General features: G+C 68.7%; 21 protein-coding genes. 12 read left to right on the top strand and 9 right to left on the bottom strand.

Annotation, left to right across the window (positions count from 1 at the left end):
- Window positions 1-125: 125 nt before the first annotated feature.
- Genes OG413_RS21070 through OG413_RS21060 form a run of 3 tightly spaced genes read right to left on the bottom strand, consistent with a single transcriptional unit; the run spans window position 126 to window position 3,305 of the window.
- Window positions 126-1,001 carry a sugar ABC transporter permease gene (locus tag OG413_RS21070; protein ID WP_266807723.1) on the bottom strand — a complete coding sequence of 292 codons (876 nt, stop codon included), beginning with the start codon at window positions 999-1,001 and terminating at the stop codon, window positions 126-128.
- Window positions 998-2,014, bottom strand: coding sequence for a carbohydrate ABC transporter permease (locus tag OG413_RS21065; protein WP_266807721.1), 1,017 nt, complete (start codon window positions 2,012-2,014; stop codon window positions 998-1,000). Before OG413_RS21065 ends, OG413_RS21070 begins: the two co-directional genes overlap by 4 nt.
- Window positions 2,015-2,033: 19 nt before the next feature.
- On the bottom strand, window positions 2,034-3,305 hold the full coding sequence (locus tag OG413_RS21060) for an extracellular solute-binding protein (RefSeq protein ID WP_266807720.1): 1,272 nt from the start codon (window positions 3,303-3,305) through the stop codon (window positions 2,034-2,036).
- A 370-nt stretch (window positions 3,306-3,675) separates the two neighbouring features.
- On the opposite strand from OG413_RS21060, the gene OG413_RS21055 reads away from it, so the two are divergent.
- Together OG413_RS21055 and OG413_RS21050 are read left to right on the top strand one after the other, a co-directional pair.
- A complete protein-coding gene (locus OG413_RS21055; protein WP_266807718.1) occupies window positions 3,676-4,719 on the top strand; it encodes a LacI family DNA-binding transcriptional regulator in 1,044 nt (347 codons plus the stop codon).
- A 98-nt stretch (window positions 4,720-4,817) separates the two neighbouring features.
- On the top strand, window positions 4,818-5,747 hold the full coding sequence (locus tag OG413_RS21050) for a phosphatase PAP2 family protein (RefSeq protein WP_266807717.1): 930 nt from the start codon (window positions 4,818-4,820) through the stop codon (window positions 5,745-5,747).
- Window positions 5,748-5,875: 128 nt separating this feature from the next.
- On the opposite strand, the gene OG413_RS21045 is transcribed toward OG413_RS21050, so the two are convergent.
- A complete protein-coding gene (locus tag OG413_RS21045) occupies window positions 5,876-8,869 on the bottom strand; it encodes a bifunctional [glutamine synthetase] adenylyltransferase/[glutamine synthetase]-adenylyl-L-tyrosine phosphorylase (protein WP_266807716.1) in 2,994 nt (997 codons plus the stop codon).
- A 122-nt stretch (window positions 8,870-8,991) separates the two neighbouring features.
- On the opposite strand from OG413_RS21045, the gene OG413_RS21040 reads away from it, so the two are divergent.
- Window positions 8,992-9,507, top strand: coding sequence for a pyridoxamine 5'-phosphate oxidase family protein (locus tag OG413_RS21040; protein WP_266807715.1), 516 nt, complete (start codon window positions 8,992-8,994; stop codon window positions 9,505-9,507).
- 96 nt (window positions 9,508-9,603) lie between these two features.
- Here OG413_RS21040 and OG413_RS21035 read toward each other — a convergent pair whose 3' ends face one another.
- From OG413_RS21035 to OG413_RS21025, 3 genes are all read right to left on the bottom strand, one after another.
- Window positions 9,604-10,392, bottom strand: a complete 789-nt coding sequence (locus OG413_RS21035; protein WP_266807714.1) for a putative protein N(5)-glutamine methyltransferase — start codon at window positions 10,390-10,392, stop codon at window positions 9,604-9,606.
- A gap of 285 nt (window positions 10,393-10,677) precedes the next feature.
- Window positions 10,678-10,893 (bottom strand): hypothetical protein, encoded by a 216-nt coding sequence (locus OG413_RS21030; RefSeq protein WP_266807712.1) that lies wholly within the window; start codon window positions 10,891-10,893, stop codon window positions 10,678-10,680.
- Between the two features lie 180 nt (window positions 10,894-11,073).
- Window positions 11,074-12,573: an MDR family MFS transporter gene (locus OG413_RS21025; protein ID WP_266810273.1), complete on the bottom strand. Its 1,500-nt coding sequence runs from the start codon at window positions 12,571-12,573 to the stop codon at window positions 11,074-11,076.
- A gap of 147 nt (window positions 12,574-12,720) precedes the next feature.
- Between OG413_RS21025 and OG413_RS21020 the strand changes: the two genes are divergently transcribed.
- Entirely contained in the window at window positions 12,721-13,311 is a 591-nt protein-coding gene (locus OG413_RS21020) for a TetR family transcriptional regulator (RefSeq protein ID WP_266807710.1), read from the top strand.
- Window positions 13,312-13,364: 53 nt separating this feature from the next.
- Here OG413_RS21020 and OG413_RS21015 read toward each other — a convergent pair whose 3' ends face one another.
- Entirely contained in the window at window positions 13,365-13,574 is a 210-nt protein-coding gene (locus OG413_RS21015) for a hypothetical protein (protein WP_266807708.1), read from the bottom strand.
- Between the two features lie 1,015 nt (window positions 13,575-14,589).
- On the opposite strand from OG413_RS21015, the gene OG413_RS21010 reads away from it, so the two are divergent.
- Both OG413_RS21010 and OG413_RS21005 read left to right on the top strand, forming a co-directional pair.
- Window positions 14,590-16,689 (top strand): hypothetical protein, encoded by a 2,100-nt coding sequence (locus OG413_RS21010; protein ID WP_266807706.1) that lies wholly within the window; start codon window positions 14,590-14,592, stop codon window positions 16,687-16,689.
- 13 nt (window positions 16,690-16,702) lie between these two features.
- Complete coding sequence (locus OG413_RS21005; RefSeq protein ID WP_266807704.1) at window positions 16,703-17,224, top strand: hypothetical protein; 522 nt, start codon at window positions 16,703-16,705, stop codon at window positions 17,222-17,224.
- Window positions 17,225-17,354: 130 nt separating this feature from the next.
- Here OG413_RS21005 and glnA read toward each other — a convergent pair whose 3' ends face one another.
- Complete coding sequence (gene glnA, locus OG413_RS21000; protein ID WP_073725027.1) at window positions 17,355-18,716, bottom strand: type I glutamate--ammonia ligase; 1,362 nt, start codon at window positions 18,714-18,716, stop codon at window positions 17,355-17,357.
- Between the two features lie 243 nt (window positions 18,717-18,959).
- Here glnA and OG413_RS20995 point away from each other — a divergent pair, with 243 nt between their 5' ends.
- The 6 genes from OG413_RS20995 (at window position 18,960) to OG413_RS20970 (ending at window position 25,108) form a co-directional block, all read left to right on the top strand.
- Window positions 18,960-19,640 (top strand): DUF3105 domain-containing protein, encoded by a 681-nt coding sequence (locus OG413_RS20995; protein ID WP_266807702.1) that lies wholly within the window; start codon window positions 18,960-18,962, stop codon window positions 19,638-19,640.
- Window positions 19,637-20,353 (top strand): DUF305 domain-containing protein, encoded by a 717-nt coding sequence (locus OG413_RS20990; RefSeq protein ID WP_266807700.1) that lies wholly within the window; start codon window positions 19,637-19,639, stop codon window positions 20,351-20,353. The genes OG413_RS20995 and OG413_RS20990 overlap by 4 nt, the downstream gene beginning before the upstream one ends.
- A gap of 140 nt (window positions 20,354-20,493) precedes the next feature.
- A complete protein-coding gene (locus tag OG413_RS20985) occupies window positions 20,494-20,919 on the top strand; it encodes a CBS domain-containing protein (protein ID WP_266807698.1) in 426 nt (141 codons plus the stop codon).
- A gap of 103 nt (window positions 20,920-21,022) precedes the next feature.
- Window positions 21,023-21,601 (top strand): hypothetical protein, encoded by a 579-nt coding sequence (locus OG413_RS20980; RefSeq protein WP_266807696.1) that lies wholly within the window; start codon window positions 21,023-21,025, stop codon window positions 21,599-21,601.
- Between the two features lie 64 nt (window positions 21,602-21,665).
- Window positions 21,666-23,273, top strand: coding sequence for a multicopper oxidase family protein (locus tag OG413_RS20975; RefSeq protein WP_266807694.1), 1,608 nt, complete (start codon window positions 21,666-21,668; stop codon window positions 23,271-23,273).
- A gap of 80 nt (window positions 23,274-23,353) precedes the next feature.
- Window positions 23,354-25,108 (top strand): NAD+ synthase, encoded by a 1,755-nt coding sequence (locus tag OG413_RS20970; RefSeq protein ID WP_266807693.1) that lies wholly within the window; start codon window positions 23,354-23,356, stop codon window positions 25,106-25,108.
- Window positions 25,109-25,164 lie beyond the last annotated feature (56 nt).

Raw genomic sequence — 25,164 nt, 5'->3', positions numbered from 1 at the left:
TGGGGTGTCTGGGTGGGGAGCGGCGCCGGGACCGGGTCGGGGATCCGGCGCCGCCGTGACGGATGCGGTGGTGCGGGTCGTGCGGGTGGCGGGAAGGGGGCCGAAGACCATCGGTCCCCTTCCGGTCAGCCCTTGACGGCTCCGGCGGACATACCGGTGACCAGGTGCTTCTGCGCGAGGAGGAAGACCAGGGCCGCCGGGATCGCGATGAGCACGGAGGCCGCGGTCATCGGGCCCCACTGGGCCCCGTACTGGTTGACGAACTTCTGCAGTCCGCCGGCGAGCGTGAGGTTCTCGTCACCGACCATGAAGGCGGAGGCGTACGCCACTTCGCCCCAGGCGGTGATGAAGGAGTAGAACGCGGTGACCGCGAGGCCGGGCTTGGCCAGCGGCATGACGAGCCGCCAGAACGTGCCGAACGGGGTGAGTCCGTCGACCTGACCGGATTCGTCGATCTCCCGCGGGATGGTGTCGAAGAACCCCTTCATCATCCAGGCGCAGAACGGCACCGAGATGGTGAGGTAGGTGATGACGAGACCGGCGGGCTGATTGAGCAGGCCGATGTTCGACATGATGTTGTAGATCGGCACGATGAGGACCGCGACCGGGAACATCTGCGTGATCAGCAGCGTCCACATCAGCCCGCGCTTGCCGGGGAAGCGGAAGCGGCTGACGGCGTAGCCGGTGGTGGCGGAGACGAACACACCGATGACGGTGGAGAGCCCCGCGATGATCACGGAGTTGCCGAACCAGCTCAGGAACTCGGTGTCCCTGATCAGGTTCGTGTAGTTGACGAACGTGGTCTCGCGGAAGAAGTCCGTCGTCGTGGCGTACTTGGCGGGCTTCAGCGAGGTCAGCAGGACCCACAGCACCGGGAAGACCGCGACGACGGACGCGATGATCAGGGTGAGGTGCAGGGCCACGGAGGCGACCGGCGAACGGTCGCCGCGCAGGCGCGGCTTGCGGACGGCGTTGCCGGGGTGCTCGGTAACGGTGGTCACCAGTTGTCTCCCTGGGTGCGCAGGACTCGCCGGTAGATCACGGCGAAGAGCATCAGGAGTACGAGGATCAGCACGCCCCACGTGGAGGACTGCGCGAAGTCGCGCGGGCTGATCTCGAAGGAGAACTTGTACGCCTGGGTGACGAGGATCTGGGTGGCCTCGCCGGGTCCGCCGCGGGTCAGCAGGAAGATCACCGGGAACATGTTGAAGGTCCAGATGGTGGAGAGCAGGACCACGGTGGTGGAGACCGGGCGCAGTCCGGGGAGCGTGATGTGCCGGAAGCGCTGCCAGGCGGTGGCGCCGTCCATCTCGGCCGCCTCGTACTGCTCCGAGGGTATGGACTGCAGTCCGCCGAGCAGGGCGACCATCATGAACGGGATGCCGAGCCAGACGTTGACCGCGATGACGGAGAACTTGGCCCAGGTGGGGTCGTTCAGCCACGGCACCCCGTCGATGCCCGCACCGCCGAGGATCTTGTTGAGCAGCCCGCGGTCCTCGTTGTAGAGGAAGCGCCAGGCGAAGACCGAGACGAAGCCGGGGATGGCCCAGGGCAGGATGAGGGCCATCCGGTAGGCGGAGCGTCCGGCGATACGGCGGTTGAGGATGTTGGCCAGCGCCATGCCGAGGCAGAACGTGATGCCCACGCAGGAGACCGTCCACACCAGCGTCCAGCCGAGCGTGCCGAGGAACTGGGTACCCGTCAGGGCGTCGACGTAGTTGTCCGCACCCACGAACTTGTAGGTGGCGGGCAGTTCGTTGACCCCGATGGACCGCGCGACGTTGCGCTCGTTGGCGTCGGTCAGCGACAGGTAGATGCCGCGGACCAGCGGGTAGCCGATGATCACGCCGATCACGAGGACGACCGGGGCGACCATGACCCAGGCGTACCAGTGGGTCGACATGGCCCGCCGGAGCGGGCCCGGCGGCGGGGGGTTACCAGTACCGCGGCTGGGGCCGCGGACGACGTCGTCGTCCGCGGCCTTCGCCACCGACTGGCTGGTGTGGACAGCCATCAGTCGGCCAACCTTCCTGTTACTTCCAGCCCTTGAGGAGCTTGCGGTACGAGTCGCCGGTCGCGGAGGCCGCCTTCTCCGGGGTGGTCTGGCCGGTGAGGACCTTGGTGTACTCGGTGACGAGCGGGGCGAAGAGGCTGCCGGTCTCCGGGATCCAGGGGCGCTCGACGGCGGTCTCGACGACCGGCTTGAAGAAGCCGACGATCTCGCTGTCCACCGCCTCCTGCTTGGCGTACGCGGAGGTACGGGTCGGCAGCAGGTTCAGCTCACCGGCCGTCGTGGCCTGGCTCTGCACCGACGTCATGTACTCGACGAAGGCGTAGGAGGCGTCGAGGTTCTTGGAGCCCGCGTACACGGCGAGGTTGTGGCCGCCCTGCGGGGCGCCCTGAGCGGCGGCACCGGCCGGGACCGGGGCGATGCCCAGGTTGTCCTTGTCCTTGAACTCATTGCCCGCGAGGGTGTCGGCGACGGCCCACGGGCCGTTGATCATCATCGCGACCTTGCCGTCCTTGAACGACGACTGCATGTTCTCCCAGCCGTCCGTGGCGTCGGTCTTGGCCGCACCGGACTCGACGAGGTCCTCGACGACCTTGAACGCCTTGACGCCCTCGGGCTGGTCGACGGTGACGGACTTGCTGCCCGCGTCGACCAGGTCGCCGCCCTCGCCGTACAGGAAGGACAGGAACCAGTACGCGTCGTCGCCGCGGAGGTAGAGGCCGGTCTTGCCGGTCTTGTCCTTGATCTTCTTGGAGACGGTCTTCAGGTCGTCGATGGTCGTGGGGACATCGACACCGGCCTCCTTGAAGATCTTCTTGTTGTAGAAGATGCCCATGGAGTCGATGACCTGCGGGACGGCGTACGTCTTGTCCTTGTACTTGGTGGACGCGGCGGCCTGCTTGAGGAAGTCGTCCTGGTCCTTCAGGGCGGAGGTGCCGTCCAGCGGGGCCAGGTAGCCGAGGTCCGCGAACTCGGGGGTCCAGGCGACCTCGGAGCGGATCACGTCGGGGGCGCCGGCGCCGGCCTGCGCGGCGTTCTTGAACTTGTTCTGCGCCTCGCCGAAGGGGACGTTGACGTACTTGACGTCGACCTTCGGGTGCTCCTTCTCGAAGCCCTCGGCGAGCTTCTTGAAGACCTTGTCCTCGCTGCCGACGGTCGAGGTGTCCCACCAGGTCACCGTGCCGGAGAGCTCGCCCGAGCCCTTGCTCCCGCCGGACTCGTCGTCGCTGCCGCAGGCGGTCGCCGCGAGCGCCAGGGCCGCGACCAGGGCGGTGGCCGTTATGCCACGTCGCATCTGAACTCCTTCAACTGCCGTACCGCTCCGTCGCGGCGCCGGGTCGACGTGAACGTAACAAGGATGAAAGACGACCGAAAGACCTTGCGGAAGATTTCTGCAAGGTCCGGCGATCGTTACATTCGCGTGTCCTCAAGGTTGCCGTCAACCCTCTTGACGGGAGCCCCTACCCCCTGCCACCGCAGGCCACACCCGGTGTACCCGTAGTGCGACGATCCGATCGCAGCCCGCATCGGCCGCCCGCAAGAGCTTGCAAGATGTTGCTACGGACGTCCGTGCGAGCACTGTCGTCACCGGGCAGGAAGGGGCCTCGCGCCCGAATCCCGCGCACAGTGGGCAATCCGACACGGGCCCGGTACAGTCGCCTTCCATGACCGCACGGCTTGCCGATATCGCAACTCAGGCGGGGGTCAGCGAAGCCACGGTCAGCCGAGTCCTGAACGGCAAGCCCGGTGTAGCGGCGGCCACCCGTGAATCCGTCCTCGCGGCGCTCGACGTCCTCGGCTACGAACGTCCCGTACGGCTGCGCAGGCGCAGCGCGGGGCTGGTCGGCCTGATCACGCCCGAGCTGGAGAACCCCATCTTCCCGGCGCTGGCCCAGGTCATCGGCCAGGCACTGACCCGGCAGGGCTACACACCGGTGCTGGCGACCCAGAGTCCGGGCGGATCCACCGAGGACGAGCTGACGGAGATGCTCGTCGACCGCGGCGTCGCCGGCATCATCTTCGTCTCCGGACTGCACGCGGACACCTCCGCCGATATGCAGCGCTATGAGCAACTGCGGGCCAAGGGCGTCCCCTTCGTCCTGGTCAACGGCTTCTCGACCAAGGTGCGGGCGCCGTTCATCTCCCCCGACGACCGGGCGGCGATGCGGCTCGCGGTGACGCACCTGGTCGCGCTCGGACACCAGCGGATCGGGCTCGCGGTCGGACCGAAGCGCTTCGTCCCGGTGCTCCGCAAGATCGAGGGGTTCCACGCCACGATGCGGGAGCAGCTCGGCCTCGCCCCGGACGAGGTGGAGGAGCTGATCGAGCACTCTCTGTACACGCTGGAGGGCGGTCAGGCCGCCGCGTCGGCGCTGTTGGAGCGCGGGTGCACGGCGGTGGTGTGCGCGAGCGACATGATGGCTCTGGGCGCGATCCGGGCGGCCCGCCGGCTGTCGCGTCAGGTGCCGCGCGATCTATCGGTGGTGGGGTACGACGATTCGCCGCTCATAGCGTTCACCGATCCGCCGCTGACCACCATCCGGCAGCCGGTGACGGCGATGGGCCAGGCGGCCGTGCGCACCCTCCTGGAGGAGATCGGTGGAACCCCGGCTCCGCACAGCGAGTTCGTCTTCATGCCTGAGCTGGTGGTTCGCGGTTCAACCGCGTCGGGACCCGGAGCCCTCTCAGGGTCCCACGCTCGTCCTTGAGGCGCAGGACACTCGTGCTTGAGGTGCAGGATGTGCGACCGGAACCCGACCGGAGGATGATCGGGCGGAGGGGGACGTATCTGGCAGACTCTGTGCCTATGGGTGAATCGCGAGTGAAAATACAGGAAGGCCGGTCGGCGGACACCCCGTCACCCATCGTGGACGAGGCGTCCCCCGAGGCCGAGCGTAAGGGCATGCTGGCGAAGTTCCGCGCACTGCGGTCTCCGCGCCGTCCACGTCTTTGGTTCGAAATCCTGCTGATCGCGGTCAGTTACTGGCTGTATTCGCTGGTGCGCAACGCCGTGCCCGAGCAGAAGGCCGCGGCACTGAGCAACGCGGACTGGATCTGGTCGGTGGAGAAGTCGTTGGGCATCGCCTTCGAGCAGACCGTCAACCACGCGGTCAATTCGGTGACATGGCTGATCGTGTCGATGAACTACTACTACGCGACGCTGCACTTCATCGTCACCATCAGTGTGCTCATCTGGCTGTTCCGCCGTCATCCCGGCCGCTACGCGGCGGCCCGGCTGGCGCTCTTCGCGACCACGGCCGTCGCCCTGCTCGGTTACTACCTGTACCCGCTTGCGCCGCCCCGTCTGATGAACGGCGGGAACTTCATCGACACGGTGATGCTGCACGAGACCTGGGGCTCGATGGCCTCGGGCAACTTCAAGAACATGTCGAACCAGTACGCGGCGATGCCGTCCATGCACATCGGCTGGTCGCTCTGGTGCGGTCTGACGATCTTCGCGCTGGCCTCCGCGCCCTGGGCGCGCATCCTGGGCCTGCTCTACCCGGCGGCCACCCTGGTCGTGATCGTGGCGACCGCCAACCACTTCTGGCTGGACGCGGTGGGCGGCATGGTCTGCCTGGCCTTCGGCTTCACGGTCTCGTACGTCTGGTACGGATCGCTGCCGCACCGGCTGCCGAAGCTGGTGCCGTCCGGCGGGGGGCACCTGACGGGATTGACGTCGATTGCGGCCGCACGGGACCGGCGACCGGTGCCGGAGCCCTCGGGCCGCCGCTGAGGGCATCCCGCCGCACGCGCCCTCGGCCCGGCGTACGCCGGGGCCGGGGACTACCGCTCGGCGTACGCCGGGCTGCTGGCTCACCCGTCACACCCCGCAGCCCCCGTCACGCGGCCCCCTAGAACCCGTCACGCGGCCCCGTAGAACCGCTCCTCCACCACCGCCCGCGCCCGGCGCGTGATCCGCCGGTAGTCGTCCAGCATGTCGCCGACGTGTCCGGGCTCGTACCCCAGGTAGCGCCCCACCGCCGTCATCTCCCGCCCGTCGGACGGAAACGTGTCGCCGGGCCGCCCCCGTACCAGCATCACCGCGTTGCGCACCCGGGTCGCCAGCACCCACGCGTCGTCCAGGGTCCGGGCCTCCTCGGCCGGGATCAGCTCCGCCGCGCACGCCGCGGCCAGCGCCTCACGGGTACGGGTCGTGCGCAGTCCGGGCACCGCCCGGCCGTGCTGCATCTGAAGCAGCTGTACCGTCCACTCGACATCGCTCAGCCCGCCGCGCCCCAGTTTGGTGTGGAGCGTCGGGTCGGCGCCGCGCGGCATGCGCTCGGACTCCATCCGGGCCTTGAGACGGCGGATCTCCCGGACCGCGTCCTCCCCCAGGCCCTCCATCGGATACCGCAGCGGATCGATCAGTTCGACGAAGCTGCGCCCCAGCTCCTCGTCGCCCGCCATCGGCTCGGCCCGCAGCAGGGCCTGGCTCTCCCAGACCAGCCCCCAGCGCCGGTAGTACGCCTCGTACGACTTCAGGGTGCGCACCAGCGGACCGCTCTTGCCCTCGGGCCGCAGATCCGCGTCGATCAGGAGCGGCGGGTCCGCCGTGGGCAGCTGGAGCAGTCTGCGCATCTCGGTGATCACCGTGTTGGCCGCCCGGCTCGCCTCCTCGTCGCCGACGCCCTCGCGCGGCGCGTGGACGAACAGGACGTCCGCGTCGGAGCCGTAGCTCAGCTCGTGACCGCCGAAGCGGCCCATCCCGATGACCGCGAACCGGGTCGGCAGGGTGTCGCCCCACCGTTCGCGTACGGCGGCGCGGAGCGCGCCGGAGAGCGTGGCGGCGTTCAGATCCGTGACCGCGGAGCCGACCCGGTCGACGAGGGCCCCGTGGTCCGGCTCTGCGGGGCTCTCCTCCGTGCCGTAGGAGCCGATGATGTCCGCCGCCGTCGTACGGAACAGCTCCCGCCGCCGTACGCCGCGGACCACGGCCACCGCCGACTCGGCGCCCCCGGCCCGCCCGACCGCGGCCAGCACCTCCTGCTCCAGGTTGTTGCGGGTGCGCGGCTTCAGCCCGTGCGGGTCGCCGAGGATCGAGACGGCTTCCGGGGCCCGCAGCAGCAGGTCGGGCGCGAGGCGGCCGGCCGACAGGACCCGGGCGAGATTCTCCGCCGCCGCCCCCTCGTCGCGCAGGAGCCGCAGATACCAGGGGGTCTTGCCGAGCGCGTCGGACACCTTGCGGAAGCCGAGGAGTCCGGCGTCCGGGTCGGCGGAGTCCGCGAACCAGGCGAGCAGCACCGGCAGCAGCGTGCGCTGGATGGCCGCCTTGCGCGACACCCCGGACGACAGCGCTTCCAGGTGCCGCAGCGCGGCGGCCGGGTCCGCGTACCCGAGGGCTTCGAGGCGGGTTCCGGCCGCCTTCGCGCTGAGCCGGGACTCGCCGGGCGCCAGCTGGGCGACGGCGTCCAGCAGCGGCCGGTAGAACAGCTTCTCGTGCAGCCGCCGTACGACGGAGGCGTGCCGCTTCCACGCCTTGTTCAGCTCGGCCACCGGGTCCGTGCGCATCCCCAGGGAGCGGCCGAGCCGCCGCAGGTCCGCCGGGTCCTCGGGGACCAGGTGGGTACGGCGCAGCCGGTAGAGCTGGATGCGGTGTTCCATGGAGCGCAGGAAGCGGTACGCCTCGTCGAGCTGCGCGGCGTCCGCGCGGCCCACGTACCCGCCCTCGGCGAGCGCCCGCAGCGCCTCCAGCGTCGTACCGCTGTGCAGGCCGGCGTCGTTGCGTCCGTGCACCAGCTGGAGCAGCTGCACGGCGAACTCCACGTCCCGCAGTCCGCCGGGACCGAGCTTGAGCTCCCGCTCCACCCGGTCGGCGGGGATGTTGTCCACGACGCGGCGGCGCATCTTCTGTACGTCGGGGACGAAGTTCTCCCGGTCCGCGGCCTGCCACACGAGCGGGGAGACGGCCTCGACGTACTCCGCGCCGAGCTCCGGGTCACCGGCGACGGGCCGGGCCTTCAGCAGCGCCTGGAACTCCCAGGTCTTGGCCCAGCGCTGGTAGTACGCGAGGTGCGAGGACACGGTCCGCACCAGCGGCCCGTTGCGGCCCTCGGGGCGGAGGTTGGCGTCGACGGGCCAGATGGTGCCCTCGACGGTGGTGTCGGAGCAGATCCGCATCAGGTGGGCGGCGAGCCGGACGGCGGCCTGCACGGCCCCGTTCTCCTCGGCCCCGTCGACCGGCTCCGCCACGAAGATCACGTCGACGTCGGAGACGTAGTTCAGTTCGTGTCCGCCGCATTTGCCCATCGCGATGACGGCGAGCCGGCACTGCGCGGCGTCGGCGGGCGCGGACGTACGCGCGATGGCGAGCGCCGCCCGCAGTGTCGCGGTCGCCAGGTCGGCCAGCTCGGCGGCGGTCTCGGCCAGGTCCGTCGTCCCGCACACGTCGCGGGCCGCTATCCCCAGCAGGCACCTGCGGTAGGCGACGCGCAGCGAGTCCGGGTCGACGGCGTCGGCGAGCCCCTGCTCGAACTCGGCGACCCCGGGGTGCAGATCCACGGCCTCGTAGGTGACGAGTGCCTGCCAGTCCCGCGGATGCCGCGCCAGATGGTCCCCGAGCGCCTCGGAGGCGCCGAGAACGCCGAGCAGCCGGTCCCGCAGGGGTTTGGCGGTGACCAGGGTGTCGAGCAGGACCTGCCGTTCGTCGGCCTCCTCCGCCTCGGCCAGCCGGACGAGGCCGCGCAGCGCGAGATCGGGGTCGGCGGTCGCGCCGAGCGCTTCCAGCAGGACCGGATCGGACCGTACGGCGGAGAGGGCATCCAGGTCCAGCAGCTGTTCGGCGGCGGACGGGTCGGTGAATCCGTGCCGCAGCAGTCGGGTGAACGTACTGCTTCTGCGCCCCGGCACCGTTGACATCCGCGCTCTCCTGCCCGCCGACCCTGAGAATCACACCGGTTCGAGCCTAAGGGTTGTCCCGCACCGATGAATCCGGAGCCGGGGCGGAGTCCGCATACCGAGGAAGAAATATGGGAGGAACCATGCCGTCGAACACCCCGGTGACCGAGCTGGACGCCCGGTTCAGCAGTGAGGGAGCCACGGCCCGTCCCTGGCGGGAGGGCGTGGCCGTGCTGGACGCGGCGCGGCTGTACTGGCTGTCCACGGTCCGCCCGGACGGCCGCCCGCACGTCACACCGCTGATCGGGGTCTGGTGGGACGGTGCGCTGCACTTCTGTACGGGTCCCACCGAGCGCAAGGCGCGCAATCTGCTCGCCAATCCGGAGGTCGTGCTGACGACCGGCGCCAACACGCTGGACACCGGCTTCGACGTGGTCGTCGAGGGCCGGGCGGGGCGGGTGACGGACGAGACCAGGCTGGCCCGGCTGGCCGAGGCGTGGGAGGCGAAGTACGGCGGTGACTGGCACTTCGAGGTGAGCGACGGCGCGTTCGTCAACGGGGCGTCCGGCCGCGCGGACGTGTTCGCGGTGACCCCGCGCACGGCCTTCGGCTTCGGCAAGGGCGATCCGTTCAGCCAGACGCGGTGGCAGTTCGCCTGACACCCGCGCACTCCGCTGCCCTGCTCCGCTCTGCCCGGGTGGGGGCCCTCCCCTGCCCGGGTGCGGGCCTGGCCCTCCCCCGGGCAGGGTCCCGGTTCACCCGGGCAGGGTCCCGATGACGACGGTGGCGTACAGCTCCTCGGAGGTCACCAGGCGCGGGATCAGTCCGCTGCCGCCCACGGTCTCCGCCGCCCGCGCCGCCTGTCGCTCGCTCGTCTCGACCAGCAGACTGCCGCCGGGGGCCAGCCAGCGCGGCGCCTCGGCCGCCACCCGGCGCATGACGTCGAGTCCGTCCCCGCCACCGTCGAGCGCGACGCGCGGCTCGTGGATGCGCGCCTCGGCGGGCAGCAGTTCGACGTCGTCCGTCGGTACGTAGGGGACGTTGGCGACCAGGATGTCGACGCGGCCCCGCAGCGAGCCGGGCAGCGGGGCGAAGAGGTCACCCTCGTAGACCTGGCCGAGGCCGCCCACATTGCGCCGGGCGCAGCGTACTGCCGCGGGTTCGACATCGGCGGCGTGCAGTTCGACCCGGTCCAGCGTCGCGGCCAGCGCGGTGCCGAGCGCGCCCGATCCGCAGCAGAGGTCGACGACGACCGCCTGTGCGGGGGCGAGGCCCGCGGCCTGCCGGACCAGGAATTCGGTACGGCGGCGGGGCACGAAGACACCCAGGTCCACGGCGATGCGCTGACCGCAGAACTCGGCCCAGCCCAGGACGTGTTCGAGAGGAAGTCCGCCGACGCGGCGTTCGACCATCGCGGCGAGGGCGGCCGGTGATTCGGCGGTGGAGACGAGGAGTTCGGCCTCGTCCTCGGCGAAGACACAGCCGGCGGCACGGAGCGTGGTGGCGATCGAGGAGAGTGAGGACGGCGAAGAGAAGACCGACATGAAGCGGAGCCTTTCGGGAAAGCCGATGGGCGCTCCGCGATCGCCTATGCCGGTGGGACGACGCGATCGTGAGAGGTGAGCACCCAGCCTGATCCAGCGGTAATGGGTCTCACCTCCTTGGTCGGCCCCCTTGTCGGGGCGGTCCCCGTGCGGGGATGGGTCACACTACCTCAGTCGAGCAGGTGTTCTCGCGGCTCGCCGGAGCCATGCGCGAGGTCTCCGGCGCAGGTCACCGGCCCTTGTCAGGGGCATCTGCCATCGGCCCCTGTCACCGCCGTGTCTCTGTCACCGGTGTGTCTCGCGGCCACCGTCGAAGAACCGGTTGTGGACCGACGCCGAGTGATTGGCCGCCTTGATGTGCCGGATTCCCTCCCGGTGCTGACGCTCGATCTCCAGGCCGTCGAGATTTTCCGTACGGCGCCGGGACCTGACGAGCAGCTTCACGATCAGCACGACGACCAATGTCATCAACCCGCCGAAAAGCACCAGCAGTTCAGTCATGAATGATCCCCCCCCCGTTCCCCACACCCCACGTGGCGACATTGTCGCCCGCGCCCCGGCGCCCGGCAAGGTCATGAAGTCGCCGGCGGCCGGTCCCGCCGGCCGCGGTCATGGCTGTGCCCCGCGCCTCGACGGCACAGGGCACAGCCACAAAGACCCCGCGTCACGGGGATTTCGGGGCTACAGATCCACGCTGTCGCGCAGCTTCGTGGAGGTCAGGAACAGGGACGCCACCACGCCGATCACCGCGATGGCCGCCGAGATCAGGAAGATGTGGCCGGTCGCGTCACCGTACGCGGCGCGTACGACCTCCTGGACCTGCGGCGGCATGGCCGCCACGTTCAGGGTCGAGCCGCCCGACCCGGAGGCCGCCGGGTCGATGCCCAGCTCCTTCAGGCCGTGGGTGATCTTCGTGGCGACCTGGTTGGCGAGCACCGCGCCCAGCACCGAGACGCCCATGGTGCCGCCGAGCGAGCGGAAGAAGGTGATCGCACCGCTGGCCGCGCCGAGTTCGCTGAGCGGGACCGTGTTCTGGAGGACCAGGACCAGGTTCTGCATCGACATGCCGACACCGATGCCGACGGCAAGCATCCCGAACGACACGAGGACCAGGTTGGTTTCGTGGTCGATCGTGGACAGCCCCAGGAAGCCGAGGGTGAGCACGACGACACCGGTGATGATGTAGGGCTTGACCTTGCCGGTCTTGGAGACCATGCGTCCGGCGACGGTCGAGGAGACGAGCACTCCGGCCATCAGCGGGATGGTGAGCAGTCCGGCCTCGGTCGGCGAGTAGCCGCGGCCGATCTGGAAGTACTGGCCGAGGAAGACCGCGCCGCCGAACATCGCCATACCGACCGCGAGGCTCGCGACGATGGCGAGGGCGGGGTCCCGGCGGCGTACGACATGGAGCGGCACGACCGGCTCCTTGACCCGGGCCTCGACGAGGACGGCCGCGCCCAGGATCACGACGCTCGCGCCGACCATGACGGCGGTCTGCCAGGAGAGCCAGTCGAAGTCGTTGCCGACGAAGGTGACCCAGAGCAGCAGGAGGCTGACCCCGGCGGCGATGAGGGTGGCGCCGAGGTAGTCGACCTTGGTCTCGGGGCGGCGCACCTCGGCGAGGTGCAGGGTGCGGCCGAGCATCACGGACGCGAGGAGCGTGAACGGCACCGCGACGAAGAAGCACCAGCGCCAGCCCAGCCAGGACGCGTCGGTGATGAAGCCGCCCAGCAGCGGCCCGCCGACGGTGGCGACGGCCATGACGCCGCCGAGGTAGCCGTTGTAACGGCCGCGCTCCTTGGGGCTGATCATCGCGGCGATGATCACCTGGACGAGCACCTGCAGGGCGCCCATGCCGAGGCCCTGGAGGGCGCGGAAGGCGATCAGCTGCTCGGTGGACTGAGCGAAACCGCAGGCGATCGACGAGACGACGAAGATGCCGATGGATATCTGGAGCAGCATTTTCTTGCTGAACAGATCGGCGAGCTTGCCCCAGATCGGGGTGGAGGCCGTCGAGGCGAGCAGGGTCGCGGTGACGACCCAGGTGTACTGCGACTGCGTGCCGTTGAGCGAGCCGATGATCTGCGGGAGCGCGACCGAGACCACCGTGCTGCTGATCATCGCCACGAACAGCACGATGAGCAGACCGCTCAGGGCCCGCAGTACGTGGCGGTGATCCATCGGCGCGACGTCGGTCGGCGCGGCCGTTTGTGCGCTCACGCGCAACCTCCGGAGGGTCTGGGCAGGAAAGGGAAGGCTTCACCATACATGCACAGTGGGCAATTTTGCTCACTGCGCAAAAATGCCCAGCAGGTAGATACTGGCCGCATGGAGAGTTCTGTGGGACTGCGGGAACGCAAGAAGGAAGCCACCCGGCAGGCCGTGCACGAGGCGACACTGCGCCTGACCGTCGAGCACGGCTTCGACCACGTGACGGTGGAGGCGGTCGCCGACGCGGCCGGGATCTCCCGCAGAACGTTCTCCAACTACTTCACGAACAAGGAGGACGCCCTCCTGTACCGGGAGGAGCAGCAGATAAAAGGACTGGTCCAGGCCGTGCGCGAGCGCCCCGCCGATGAGCCCGCCTGGACCGCGTTGCGGGCGGCGATGGCCCGGTTCACGGAGGGGGTGGCCCCGCCGGAGCGCGAGTGGGCGGTACGCACCCGACTGGCCATGCGCCACCCGTCCCTCCTCGCCCGCCAGTTGGCCAACCACGCCGCGATGGAACGGGACCTGGCCGACGCGGTGGCCGCCCGCCCGGGCCCCCCGGACGGACCGGTGCGGCCGATGGTCCTCGCCGCGGCCTTTCTGTCCTCGATGCGGATCGCGATGCGCATGTGGATCGAGGAGGACCGGGCCCGCCAGCCGGCCGAGGTGATCGAGGAGATCCTGGACGAGATGGCCCGCGGGTTCGCGTGAGGGCGGGTTTCCAGGGGCGAGCGCTCGGGGCCCTTGACCTCTTCCCCAAGGACTCAGTGGCTCGCCGATGCGTCGCGCAGTCCGCTTCCCGGACACCCGGGGAGCGCCTGGCACAACGACTCGACCCGTGAGCGGACCGAACCGTCGCGGTACGCCACAGGTAATTGGGCCCCTGCGTTGACGGCGAGGTCGGCCGCCCCGGCCGGATCGCCATCCGTCCGGACACAGGCCGCACCGTCGACGGCGATCAACACGCGGATCATGATGGATGGCTGACGGCCGCGGCCAGGGCAGCGGCAGCGCTCGGGGACCGGTCGGCCTCGTTCGGGGTACGACCGGCCATCGCTGTGGCGGCGTTCGGAGCACCGTAAGTGAGCGGCACCATCGCGTGTCGGCTCAGCACCCGGGCAAGCCTGTGCCGGTCACCGGATTCGCGCGCCGCCTGTTCGGCCGTGGCGAACCAGCGTCAGACCGACCGCTTCCCGGATTCCTCTCAGCAGTACGCCAGATGCCTTCCGGTGCCATCGTGCCCGCACTCCAAGCTTCTGAAAGTTCCGTTCGGATTCCGGCCCCCGAAGCGGTTTGTCGACGCGCACCACCATGTCGGTGGCGATCAGCCGCCGAAGGCTGCGCGACCTCATCAGCACGTGGCATGTGCCGCAGAACGACGACAGCGAAATGGCCATGACCGCCGCAGACACCGGACGGGGCCGACTGTTGATCGAAGTCCACGACTCACGAACCGCACAGGGGCACCCTGGAAACCGCCCGCACGACATCAGCCGCTTCGCGACACAGCGCAGTGATCAACGTCGTGCCCTTCACGCCCAGGGCGGGGGCTGCGCTTGCGCCTTCCTTTAGCCCGGCAGGGTAAAGAGTAAGTAAATTCTCGACACACCCACCCCCACGCTCCGCCCACCTCAGCCCCTCCCGCCATGGAAATCCTCAAGGAAACCTCAGCCGCGCCCCGGCAGCACCTATACCAAAAGGTGCATAAGTGTACACCAAAACAATACAAATGGAATTACACATTCCGCTTGATTCAAAAACGCCCCCGCCCGATCTGATGACACGGGTAAATTTGTGCTTAGATTTACCGGAATCGAGCTATCCATGAGCGAAACGGAATGAGAGATTATGCCTGCTTCTCAAGTGAGAAGATTTCGAGGGCCTTTTGCCCAATCAGCGTGTGCCGTCGTCGTAATGGCTGGCTGTTTGACAGTGGTTCCAGTAGCTGTTGCCCCCGCGGACGCTTCAGCCGAGGAATGCAAGTCGAGCGTGGCAACTTACGTGGTGGGCCCCGTCGGCTCCGGGGGGATGCTGAAACGGTCGATCCGGAAGTATGTGGATTGGGATCCGCAGGGTGGTGGTACCGCAGCCCCGCTCACTGAATCTCCGAATGCAGTCGGGGAAATACCCATGTTCAGTAAAGTATTCACCGCCGGTAACGGCTTGATATACGAGACGACCAATGACGGCAAGTTGAACGTCTACAAGGATCAGACAGATTCTGGCGGACCTCTGCTCAAGCTCGTAAAAACTCACGCAGTTCCATGGAAACGGCCCAAGCAGATCTGGTCCAATGGCCCGTTGATCCATGTGCTGAACAACCAAGGAGGGATCGACCGATATTCACAGAGCGATCCAGTAAATGGCACGGGCACAATCACAAAAATCCACATAACAATTCCCCCCACTGCGGAAACAATAAATGAAATCTCCTCGGCCGACGATGTCTGGTCGGTCGGGAATTCAATCTATGCACTGAAAAATGGAACCGTACGCCAATGGCGTAGCTACAGCGCCGGGTTGATGGCGGTGAAAGTCGTCGCAACCGGCCTGACGGGAGCTCTTCAGGGCTGGAGTCCCGGTCCCGGAACCTTCTACACAATGAGTAACGACGAAGAGAGTGAGGGAGTAGTCAAGAGTTATACCGAGTCTCCTTTCATACAGGTCAACGATGAAGTCAGAACCGGAATTTCTGGGCACGTAATGGCAGATGTGGCCTCCTGTCTCGCACCTGCCGACCCCAGCGCCAAGCCGTTCTCCAGCATTCCCGAAGATCCCGATGTGCCGGCGGCACCCGCGGAAAGCGCTGAGCCCCTGCCCTCGACCGGCCCATCCGTCTTCTCCGGCAAGTTCACCTTGGGCAACGGCGCTCCCGCAAGCGGCCTTCCCGTTCTGCTGGAAGCCACCGATGTAGTGCCGGAGAACGGATCGGCGATCACGCTTCCCACCCTCGGCCAAACAGTGACCGCCGCGGATGGAACCTGGTCGATACCGCTCCCGTCCGCGCTGCCCGGCAATGTCGAGCAAGCAGCCGCAGAAAACGGCGGGGTGGTCAACGCGGTCGCCACAGTGGCCGGGCAGACCAGCAGCGGTATCCAGATGACTGGAGTCTCGCATCTCTCCGCCGCCCCCGTTGCCGCCGCACCCGAGGTGAAGGCCCAGGTCGCTGACGCCGAGGTGGTACCTGCGGCGTTGCAGCCGACATCGAGCAGCAGCGGTTCCGACGAGCCGACGTCCCTGGCCGACAGCACGGCCAACCCACGCGACGCCCAGTACGCCCAGAGCTGGGGATCGAAGCTGGACGCCAGTCTGGCTGACAGGAACGGTGACTCGCCACTGCCGAAGTGGCAGAGCGCCACGGGGGACATACCCACTGAAGATCCCTACGTCATCAATGGTGTGAATACCGCCTCGATGCCCATCGAGGCGAAGGACGGCGGCTGCGACAGGACAAAGTCGGAAGTTATCGATAAAAAGATCTACTACACCACGGTCGGCGAAGCCCACGCATTTTGGGATGCAAAAGCATCTTTCGACTACGACAACAAAGTTTCATCCACGGTGGAAACAGCTGCAAAGGTCGGTTCGAAATGGACCGTCACAGGATCAGTGACCCTCGGGTCCGCCATCGGAAGCTCCACCGGCTACACGAACAAGGGTTCCTACTACGCGAAGCAGTGGAAGATCCCTCTCCTGTACACGAAGATCAAGGAAACATGGCGATGCGGGGGCGGTGGCCCAATGTTGCGCTACGTGATCAAGCCGGGGAAATACACTGTTCCCGCAGGCGGGGCAACCGGAAAGTACGGCAAGGACGTCAGGCATCTCGACGGGAGTAAGTTCTTCGATTCCCCGAAAAAGCACCGGGCCTACGTTCCTGCTGGATCCTACTTCCAGATCAGCAGGAACAAGAGCGTCAAGTGGTCTGGTGCCGTCAGCGCCTTCGGCGTCTCCCTCGGAGGCTCCACCAGCTATGACAAGGACCATCGTCAGCGGATTACCGCAGGCAACGCCAAGAACGCGAAGCACTATATTTGGGGGGCGAAGGACAATGTCTCGGGCAAGCCTGGTGTCTTCTACTCGTATTAGGAATACACTTCTCTTGGCTGTGGTCATTTCTCTTTCGGCATGCATGCCGCAGAGTGTCCCCCAGAGCAAGGATCGAGTCAGCCCGGGGAGCGCTCTCGAAGAATCTGGCAATCAGTCGAGCGGTACGGTCGGAAACGAAAACGCGAAAGTTGGGCAGGTCTGGTGGTTCGCCCTCCCCATTCCTCTGAACACCAGTGACCGGGACATCGAAATAACCGATGTCTCCGTGGTCAAACCTGCCGAAGGGGTGAAAATCCTCGAATACGGGGCCTATAATCTGGAGGATACCGAAGGCCTCCCGCTCATGGCTCTCGAAGGAGCCGAGGACGCTCCTGAATTCAAAAAACTGAAAAACTATGCGACCGAGCCGGTCGTGGTAAAGGCCAACGAAGAGAGCGAGATATTTTTCGTGGCCCGGATGAAGATAAATTCTTCTCCGAAGGGGACGAGTCGGTACTGCCGGTTCGACTACAAGCAAGAACAGCTCTCGTACAGTCAGACCCTGGACTGCGAACTCGACCTCCAGACAAACTGACAGCCGAGACTCATTTGCGCGCCGCAGGCACCCCACCGGTCGTCGCGAGTGCGGCCCGGCGCGCGAAAACGGCTCCGGGCCGACGGTACGAAACAAACCGTCGGCCCGGAGCCGATCGCGCGAGGCGGGGTCACAGCACCGGCAGCAGGTTCTTCAGCTCGAAGGCCGTGACCTCGCTGCGGTACTCCTCCCACTCCTGCTTCTTGTTGCGCAGGAAGAAGTCGAAGACGTGCTCGCCCAGGGTCTCGGCGACCAGTTCGCTCTTCTCCATCAGCGAGATCGCCTCGCCGAGGTTCTGCGGGAGCGGCTCGATGCCCATCGCGCGGCGCTCCGCGTCGGACAGCGCCCACACGTCGTCGTCGGCGCCCGCCGGGAGTTCGTAGCCCTCCTCGATGCCCTTGAGGCCCGCGGCGAGGAGCACCGCGTACGTCAGGTAGGGGTTGGCGCCGGAGTCGATGGAGCGGACCTCGACGCGGGCCGAGCCGGTCTTGCCGGGCTTGTACATCGGGACCCGGATCAGGGCGGAGCGGTTGTTGTGGCCCCAGCAGATGTATGAGGGGGCCTCGCCGCCCGCGCCCGCGCTGCGGGCCGAGCCGCCCCAGATGCGCTTGTAGGAGTTGACCCACTGGTTCGTCACGGCGGAGATCTCCGCGGCGTGCTTGAGCAGGCCCGCGATGAAGGAGCGACCGACCTTGGAGAGCTGGTACTCGGCGCCCGACTCGTAGAACGCGTTGCGGTCGCCCTCGAAGAGGGAGAGGTGGGTGTGCATGCCCGAGCCCGGGTACTCCGAGAACGGCTTCGGCATGAAGGTGGCCTGCACGCCCTGCTCCAGCGCGACCTGCTTCATGACGAGGCGGAAGGTCATGATGTTGTCGGCGGTGGAGAGCGCGTCCGCGTACCGCAGGTCGATCTCCTGCTGGCCGGGGGCGCCCTCGTGGTGGCTGAACTCGACCGAGATGCCCATGGATTCGAGCATGGTGATCGCCTGGCGGCGGAAGTCCATGCCGACGTTCTGCGGGGTGTGGTCGAAGTAGCCGGAGCTGTCGGCCGGGGTCGGGCGGGTGCCGTTGACCGGCTTGTCCTTCAGCAGGAAGAACTCGATCTCCGGGTGGGTGTAGAAGGTGAAGCCCAGGTCGGAGGTCTTGGCGAGGATGCGCTTGAGCACGTAGCGCGGGTCCGCGAAGGACGGCGAACCGTCGGGCATCAGGATGTCGCAGAACATCCGGGCCGTGCCCGGGGCCTCCGCGCGCCACGGCAGGATCTGGAACGTACCGGGGTCCGGCTTGGCGATCATGTCCGACTCGTACACCCGGGCGAAACCTTCGATGGCCGAGCCGTCGAAGCCGATGCCTTCGTCGAACGCCTGCTCCAGCTCGGCGGGCGCCACGGCAACGGACTTCAGGAACCCGAGGACGTCGGTGAACCACAGCCGCACGAAGCGGATGTCGCGCTCCTCAAGGGTCCTGAGGACGAATTCCTGCTGCTTGTCCATAGCCACATCCTTGCAGTTCAGACGGTCTGTGCACCACCGCCCGGGGTAGGGGAGGAACTCCAGTATCACGACCCGGGATTTCACCCAGATTACGCACACGGTGTGAGAGGGAGCACTTGGCCACCCACTACGATCGGCGCCCATGGTGTGCGCGGGTCGCGGCGGCCTCGCGGCCGGCCCGTACGCACCGGTCCTCGGACCGCTTCCCTCTCTTCCAGCCCCTTCGCAGAAGGACTAGACGACATGAGCTTCGACCGCAGGCCCCTCATGGAGCAGACGAGCAACGACGACCGCGCGAGCGACGGCCGTACCCGGACCGTCGCGATAGTCCTGAGTGCCGTCGTCGTGGCCGGTCTGGTGGGTTTCGGCTCCTACATGCTGCTGGAGAAGTCCGAGGCGAAGGAGAAGAAGGAGGACGGCCTGGCGCAGGACGCCAAGCAGACCGAGAAGGACGACAAGGCGCCGGCGGCCGAGCCGGTCAAGGACGAGAAGACCTGGGACGCCAAGAAGCTGACCCGTAACCATGTGGCCGGTGCGGTGGACTACCCCATGAAGCCTCCGGTGGGCGGCGACCACAACCAGGCGTGGATGAACTGCGACGGCGACGTATACGAAAAGGCCCTCCGCGACGTGAACGCCGTGCACTCCCTGGAGCACGGCTCGGTCTGGGTGACGTACAACGACAAGGCGTCCGACGCGGATGTGAAGAAGCTCGCCGGGCGGGTCGCCTCCACTCCGTACTCGCTGATGAGCCCGTACGAGGGCCAGGCCGGGGCGATCATGCTCAGCGCCTGGGGCAAGCAGGTCACCGTGGACAGCGCGGAGGACCGGCGGGTGGGGCAGTTCTTCGCGAAATACGTCCAGGGTCCGCAAACGCCGGAGCCGGGCGCGCCCTGCACCGGCGGGCTGGCGGCGCCCCAGTGACCCCGGAGCCCGGCGACGGCGGCGGCGGCGAACGGCGTACGCGGCGTACGCAGTGGGTTGCGGGCTCCGCCGTGGTGCTCGCGCTGCTCTTCGCGGGGGCGGCGACGGTCGCCTCCGCACGCGGCGACGGGCCGGACCGGACGGGGGCCGAGCGGATCACCGTGCCGTCGGCCGAGTCCGCCGACGCGGGCTTCGCACGGGACATGGCCGTCCACCACCAGCAGGCCGTGGAGATGTCCTTCATCGTGCGCGACCGCACGAAGGACGAGGACGTGCGCCGGCTCGCCTACGACATCGCCCAGACGCAGGCCAACCAGCGCGGCATGCTGCTCGGCTGGCTGGACCTGTGGGAGCTGCCGAAGGTGGCCCCGGAAGGGCAGCGCCCCATGGGGTGGATGTCCTCGGACGGCGGCGGGCACACGGGCCACGACATGGCGGGGATGCCCGGGGGCGGGGCTCTCATGCCCGGCATGGCAACCAAGGCCGAGCTGGAGCGGCTGAACACGCTCGACGGACGGCGGGCGGAGGTCTTCTTCCTCCAGCTGATGACCGACCACCACAAGGGCGGCGTCGCCATGGCCGAGGGGTGCGCCGAGCTGTGCGCCGTACCGGCGGAGCGGCGGCTCGCGCGGGGCATGGTCGAGGCCCAGCGGTCCGAGCTGGACCTGATGGCCGACATGCTGGCCGCGCGGGGGGCGAAGCCGCGCCCCTGAGAAGCCGCGCCCTGAGGCGCCGCGGCACTCCCCGTACGCACCCGAACGGGTGATAGCGGTCGCGCGCTCCGGGCGGGCCCATGACGATGGGTTCGCTCGGGGCCGTACGGCAGTGCCCATCGGCACGCAGGAGGAACCCCATGACGACCGCCAAAGACATCATGCACGCCGGGGCCCGGTGGATCCCGGCCCACGAGACGCTGGACCGTGCCGCGCAGCTGATGCGCGAGCACAACGTGGGCGCGCTGCCCATCTCCGCCAACGGCGAGCAGGACCGGATGGTCGGCATCCTCACGGACCGGGACATCGTGGTCGGCTGTGTGGCGAAGGGCCACGATCCGTCGAAGGTGACCGCGGGCGACCTCGCCCAGGGCACGCCGCGCTGGATCGACGCGGGCGCGGGTGTGGACGCGGTGCTTGAGGAGATGCAGGACCATCGGATCCGCCGGCTCCCGGTGGTCGAGAACAAGATGCTGATCGGCATGATCAGCGAGGCCGACCTGGCGCAGCATCTCTCCGACGAGCAGATCGCGAGCTGGGCGGCGAAGGTCTACTCGCGCGGCTGAGCCGCTGTCCCCGGAGCGTGCGGTGGCCCGGTCCCCCCTTCGGGTGAAGGGCAGACCGGGGCCTCCGCTTGCCCGTATACCCGGTAGGGGTAGGGTGCGAGGCATGGCCGGTCAGGGGAAGAGGCATGCGACGTACGGGCAGCTGATGCTGTTCGCCGCGCTGCTCTTCGGGATCGTGACCATGCACACGATCGGGCATCCCGCCGAGCACGGCGCCCCGTCCGGGCCGTCGGCGGCACATGGACCGCACGCGGTGCCCGCGGATGTCCCGGCGCGTGCGGATGCCCTGGTGCCCGCGGATGCCCCGGTGCGTGCCAATGCCCTGGTGCCTGCCGATGTCCCGGCGCGTGCGGATGTCCCGGCGCGTGCGGATGCGGTGGTGCACCCGCCCACCGACGCCGCCCCGGACGACGCGTCTCGTGCCGACGCCGCCCCCGGCGGTCCCGCTCTCGAAGTGCGCTCCCCCGGCGGTGCGCCGATGAGCGGCATGGATCCGCTGTCGGTCTGTCTCGCCGTGCTCGGCGCCTGGGGCCTGGCCCTGCTCGGCTCCTGGCTGCTCGGGGTGCGGTCCGCGGACCTCCCGCTCGGCGTGGCGGCCGGTGCGCGGCCGTTGCGGGCCCTGTGGCCGAACCCCCCGCCCCGCAAGGCCGTGCTCGCCCGGTTGTCGGTGCTGCGTATTTAGGAGTGGGCGTTCATCTCCGCCCTTCTCCCCCAGCACACGACTTCATCCCGAGGTGCACTCAGTCATGTCCACGCAGCCCACCCGACGCGCCGTGCTCGGCGCCACCCTCGCCGTCGCCGCCGGCGGTGCCCTGGCCGCCTGTGCCGGCGACGCGTCGACCGGTACGTCCTCCGGCGCGAACGCCGGTGACCTCTACGTCTCGCCCGACGGCAAGGAGGTCGCGGCGGCCGAGGCCGAGCGGGGCTCCGGCCCCGTACGGAAGGTCTCGCTCACCGCCACCACGGCCCGCCTCGACCTGGGCGGCGGACGCACCGTCAGCTCATGGGCGTACGGGGACCGGCTGCCCGGCCGCGAGGTCCGGGTCACCGCGGGCGACACGCTCGCTCTCACCCTCGCCAACCATCTGCCGCAGCCGACCTCGCTGCACTGGCACGGTCTGGCCCTGCGCAACGACATGGACGGGGTCCCCGGACTCACCCAGCGGGACATCGCGCCGGGTGCGAAATTCACCTATCGGTTCGCGGTGCCGCACCCGGGGACGTACTGGTTCCACCCGCATTCGGGCGTCCAGCAGGACCGCGGGCTGTACGCGCCGCTGATCGTGGAGGACCCGAAGGAGCCGCTCGCGTACGACAAGGAATGGGTGCTCGTCCTCGACGACTGGGTCGACGGGGTGGACGGCTCCACCCCCGACGCGGTCCTCGCCGAGCTGCGCAAGGGCATGAGCGGCCACGACACCGGCGACGGCGGCGGTGACAGCGGCGCGGGCCACGGCGGTATGGATCACGGCGGCGGGCAGGACATGTCCTCCACGCCGCCCGGCGGCAAGGGCGGCGGGCCCTCGCGGACGATGATGGGCGCCACCAGCACGCTGCTCGGCGGCGACGCGGGCGATGTCGCCTACCCGCACTATCTGATCAACGGGCGCACCGCGCAGGACCCGTCGTCCTTCACCGCCCGGCCCGGCGACCGGATCCGGCTGCGGATCATCAACGCGGGCGGCGACACCGCGTTCCGCGTCGCGCTCGGCGGACACCGGATGACCGTGACGCACACCGACGGTTTCCCGGTCCGGCACACCACCGGCGACGTGCTGCTGCTCGGGATGGGCGAGCGCTACGACGTGCTGGTCACCGCCGGGGACGGGGTGTTCCCGCTGACCGCGCTCGCCGAGGGCAAGAAGGCGTCGGCGCTGGCGTTGCTGCGGACCGGCACGGGCGCCGCGCCCGCCGCCTCCGTACGGCCCCGGGAACTGGACGGGAAGCCGGTGGAGGCGGGCCGGCTGGTGCCGGACGAGTCCGTGGCCCTGCCCGCCCGCGCACCCGACCGGACCCTCAAGTACCGGCTCACCGGCGGCATGGCCGCGTACGACTGGGCCTTCGACGGGAAGCCGTACAGCGCCGGTCAGCGGCGTCCGGTCGAGGCCGGGGAACGGGTCCGGCTGGTGTTCGACAACGCGACGGCGATGTGGCACCCGCTGCATCTGCACGGCCACACCTTCGCGATGGGCGGCAACGCGGCCGGGGCCCGCAAGGACACCGCGATCATCCTGCCGCACCGCTCGCTGACCGTGGACTTCGACGCGGACAACCCTGGCCTGTGGATGCTGCACTGCCACAACGTCTACCACGCGGAGGCGGGCATGATGACGGTCCTCGGCTACCGCCGCTGAGCGACGTTCCCGGCGGGCCCCGACGATTCTTCGCGGGCCCGCCAGGACATCGCGTCAGAAAGACGATTACACTGGGCCGCGTGCCTCAACTACGCCTCGCACTGAATCAGATCGACTCGACCGTCGGGGACCTCGCCGGCAACGCCGAGGCGATCGTCCACTGGACCCGGCACGCCGCCGAGCAGGGCGCCCACCTGGTGGCGTTCCCCGAGATGGTGCTGACCGGATACCCCGTCGAGGACCTGGCCCTGCGGTCGTCCTTCGTCGAGGCGTCCCGGGACGCGCTGCGCGCGCTCGCCGCCCGCCTCGACGCGGAGGGCTTCGGCGAGCTGCCGGTCGTCGTCGGTTACCTCGACCGGTCGGAGTCGGCCGCGCCGCGCTTCGGCCAGCCCTCCGGTTCCCCGCGCAACGCCGCCGCGGTGCTGCACCGCGGGGGGATCGCGCTGAACTTCGCCAAGCACCACCTGCCCAACTACGGCGTCTTCGACGAGTTCCGGTACTTCGTACGGGGCGACTCGATGCCCGTCGTACGGGTCCACGGCGTCGATGTGGCCCTCGCGATCTGCGAGGACCTCTGGCAGGACGGCGGCCGCGTCCCGGCAGCCCGGTCCGCCGGGGCCGGGCTGCTGCTGTCGATCAACGCCTCGCCGTACGAGCGGGACAAGGACGACACCCGCCTCGACCTGGTCCGCAAGCGGGCCCAGGAGGCCGGCTGCACCACCGCCTATCTGGCGATGATCGGCGGACAGGACGAGCTGGTCTTCGACGGTGACTCGATCGTCGTCGACAAGCAGGGCGAAGTGATCGCCCGCGCACCGCAGTTCGCCGAGGGCAGCGTGATCCTCGATCTGGATCTGCCGGCCGCGGCGGCCGAGGCGCCGTCCGGGGTCGTGGACGACGGGCTGCGAATCGACCATGTCGTGCTCTCCGAGGAGCCCCTCGCACCGTACGAGCCGGAGCTGGCCGGCGGGTATGCCGAGCGGCTCGACGCCGACGAGGAGATCTACTCGGCGCTGGTCGTGGGGCTGCGCGCGTACGCCGCGAAGAACGGGTTCAGCAGTGTGCTGATCGGGCTCTCCGGCGGGATCGACTCGGCGCTGGTCGCGGCCATCGCCTGCGACGCGCTGGGCGCGCCGAACGTGTACGGCGTCTCGATGCCGTCGAAGTACTCCTCGGACCACTCCAAGGGCGACGCGGCCGAGCTGGCCCGCCGTACCGGGCTGAACTTCCGCACCGTACCGATCGAGCCGATGTTCGACGCGTACATGGCGTCGCTGGAGCTGACCGGCCTGGCCGAGGAGAACCTCCAGGCACGGCTGCGCGGCACGATGCTGATGGCGCTCTCCAACCAGGAGGGCCAGATCGTGCTCGCGCCGGGCAACAAGTCCGAGCTGGCGGTGGGGTACTCGACGCTGTACGGCGACGCCGTGGGCGCGTACGGGCCGATCAAGGACGTGTACAAGTCGTCCGTCTTCCGGCTCGCGAAGTGGCGCAACCGGGCCGCCGAGGAGCGCGGGCAGACCCCGCCGATCCCGGAGGCGTCGATCACCAAGCCGCCCAGTGCCGAGCTGCGGCCGGGCCAGGTCGACTCGGACTCACTGCCCGACTACGACGTACTGGACCGGATCCTGGAGCTGTACGTCGACCGGGACCAGGGTCTGGACGCGATCGTGGCGGCCGGGTTCGATCCGGAGCTGGTGGCGAAGACGCTGCGGATGGTGGACACCGCGGAGTACAAGCGGCGGCAGTACCCGCCGGGCACGAAGATCTCCCCCAAGGGCTTCGGCAAGGACCGGCGGCTGCCGATCACCAACCGGTGGCGCGAGACGCGGTGAGGCGGGACTGACGGACGCGGCGACCGCCGTCCGGGGCTGACGGACGGGGCGACCGC

The sequence above is a fragment of the Streptomyces sp. NBC_01433 genome (genome assembly GCF_026340105.1).
In the GTDB taxonomy this organism is placed as follows: Bacteria; Actinomycetota; Actinomycetes; order Streptomycetales; family Streptomycetaceae; genus Streptomyces.
The sequence above is the reverse complement of the archived record's forward strand: the minus strand, read 5'-3'. Positions and strand labels throughout refer to the sequence as shown.

Coding starts and splice junctions, on each gene's coding strand:
- OG413_RS21030 (WP_266807712.1), bottom strand. CDS start 10,893: ATGACTGAACTGCTGGTGCTTTTCGGCGGGTTGATGACATTGGTCGTC.
- OG413_RS20985 (WP_266807698.1), top strand. CDS start 20,494: ATGACGACCGCCAAAGACATCATGCACGCCGGGGCCCGGTGGATCCCG.
- OG413_RS20975 (WP_266807694.1), top strand. CDS start 21,666: ATGTCCACGCAGCCCACCCGACGCGCCGTGCTCGGCGCCACCCTCGCC.
- OG413_RS21040 (WP_266807715.1), top strand. CDS start 8,992: ATGCCGTCGAACACCCCGGTGACCGAGCTGGACGCCCGGTTCAGCAGT.
- OG413_RS20995 (WP_266807702.1), top strand. CDS start 18,960: ATGAGCTTCGACCGCAGGCCCCTCATGGAGCAGACGAGCAACGACGAC.
- OG413_RS21045 (WP_266807716.1), bottom strand. CDS start 8,869: ATGTCAACGGTGCCGGGGCGCAGAAGCAGTACGTTCACCCGACTGCTG.
- OG413_RS21035 (WP_266807714.1), bottom strand. CDS start 10,392: ATGTCGGTCTTCTCTTCGCCGTCCTCACTCTCCTCGATCGCCACCACG.
- OG413_RS21065 (WP_266807721.1), bottom strand. CDS start 2,014: ATGGCTGTCCACACCAGCCAGTCGGTGGCGAAGGCCGCGGACGACGAC.
- OG413_RS21025 (WP_266810273.1), bottom strand. CDS start 12,573: ATGGATCACCGCCACGTACTGCGGGCCCTGAGCGGTCTGCTCATCGTG.
- OG413_RS21060 (WP_266807720.1), bottom strand. CDS start 3,305: ATGCGACGTGGCATAACGGCCACCGCCCTGGTCGCGGCCCTGGCGCTC.
- OG413_RS20980 (WP_266807696.1), top strand. CDS start 21,023: ATGGCCGGTCAGGGGAAGAGGCATGCGACGTACGGGCAGCTGATGCTG.
- OG413_RS21015 (WP_266807708.1), bottom strand. CDS start 13,574: ATGATCCGCGTGTTGATCGCCGTCGACGGTGCGGCCTGTGTCCGGACG.
- OG413_RS21050 (WP_266807717.1), top strand. CDS start 4,818: ATGGGTGAATCGCGAGTGAAAATACAGGAAGGCCGGTCGGCGGACACC.
- OG413_RS21020 (WP_266807710.1), top strand. CDS start 12,721: ATGGAGAGTTCTGTGGGACTGCGGGAACGCAAGAAGGAAGCCACCCGG.
- OG413_RS21055 (WP_266807718.1), top strand. CDS start 3,676: ATGACCGCACGGCTTGCCGATATCGCAACTCAGGCGGGGGTCAGCGAA.
- glnA (WP_073725027.1), bottom strand. CDS start 18,716: ATGGACAAGCAGCAGGAATTCGTCCTCAGGACCCTTGAGGAGCGCGAC.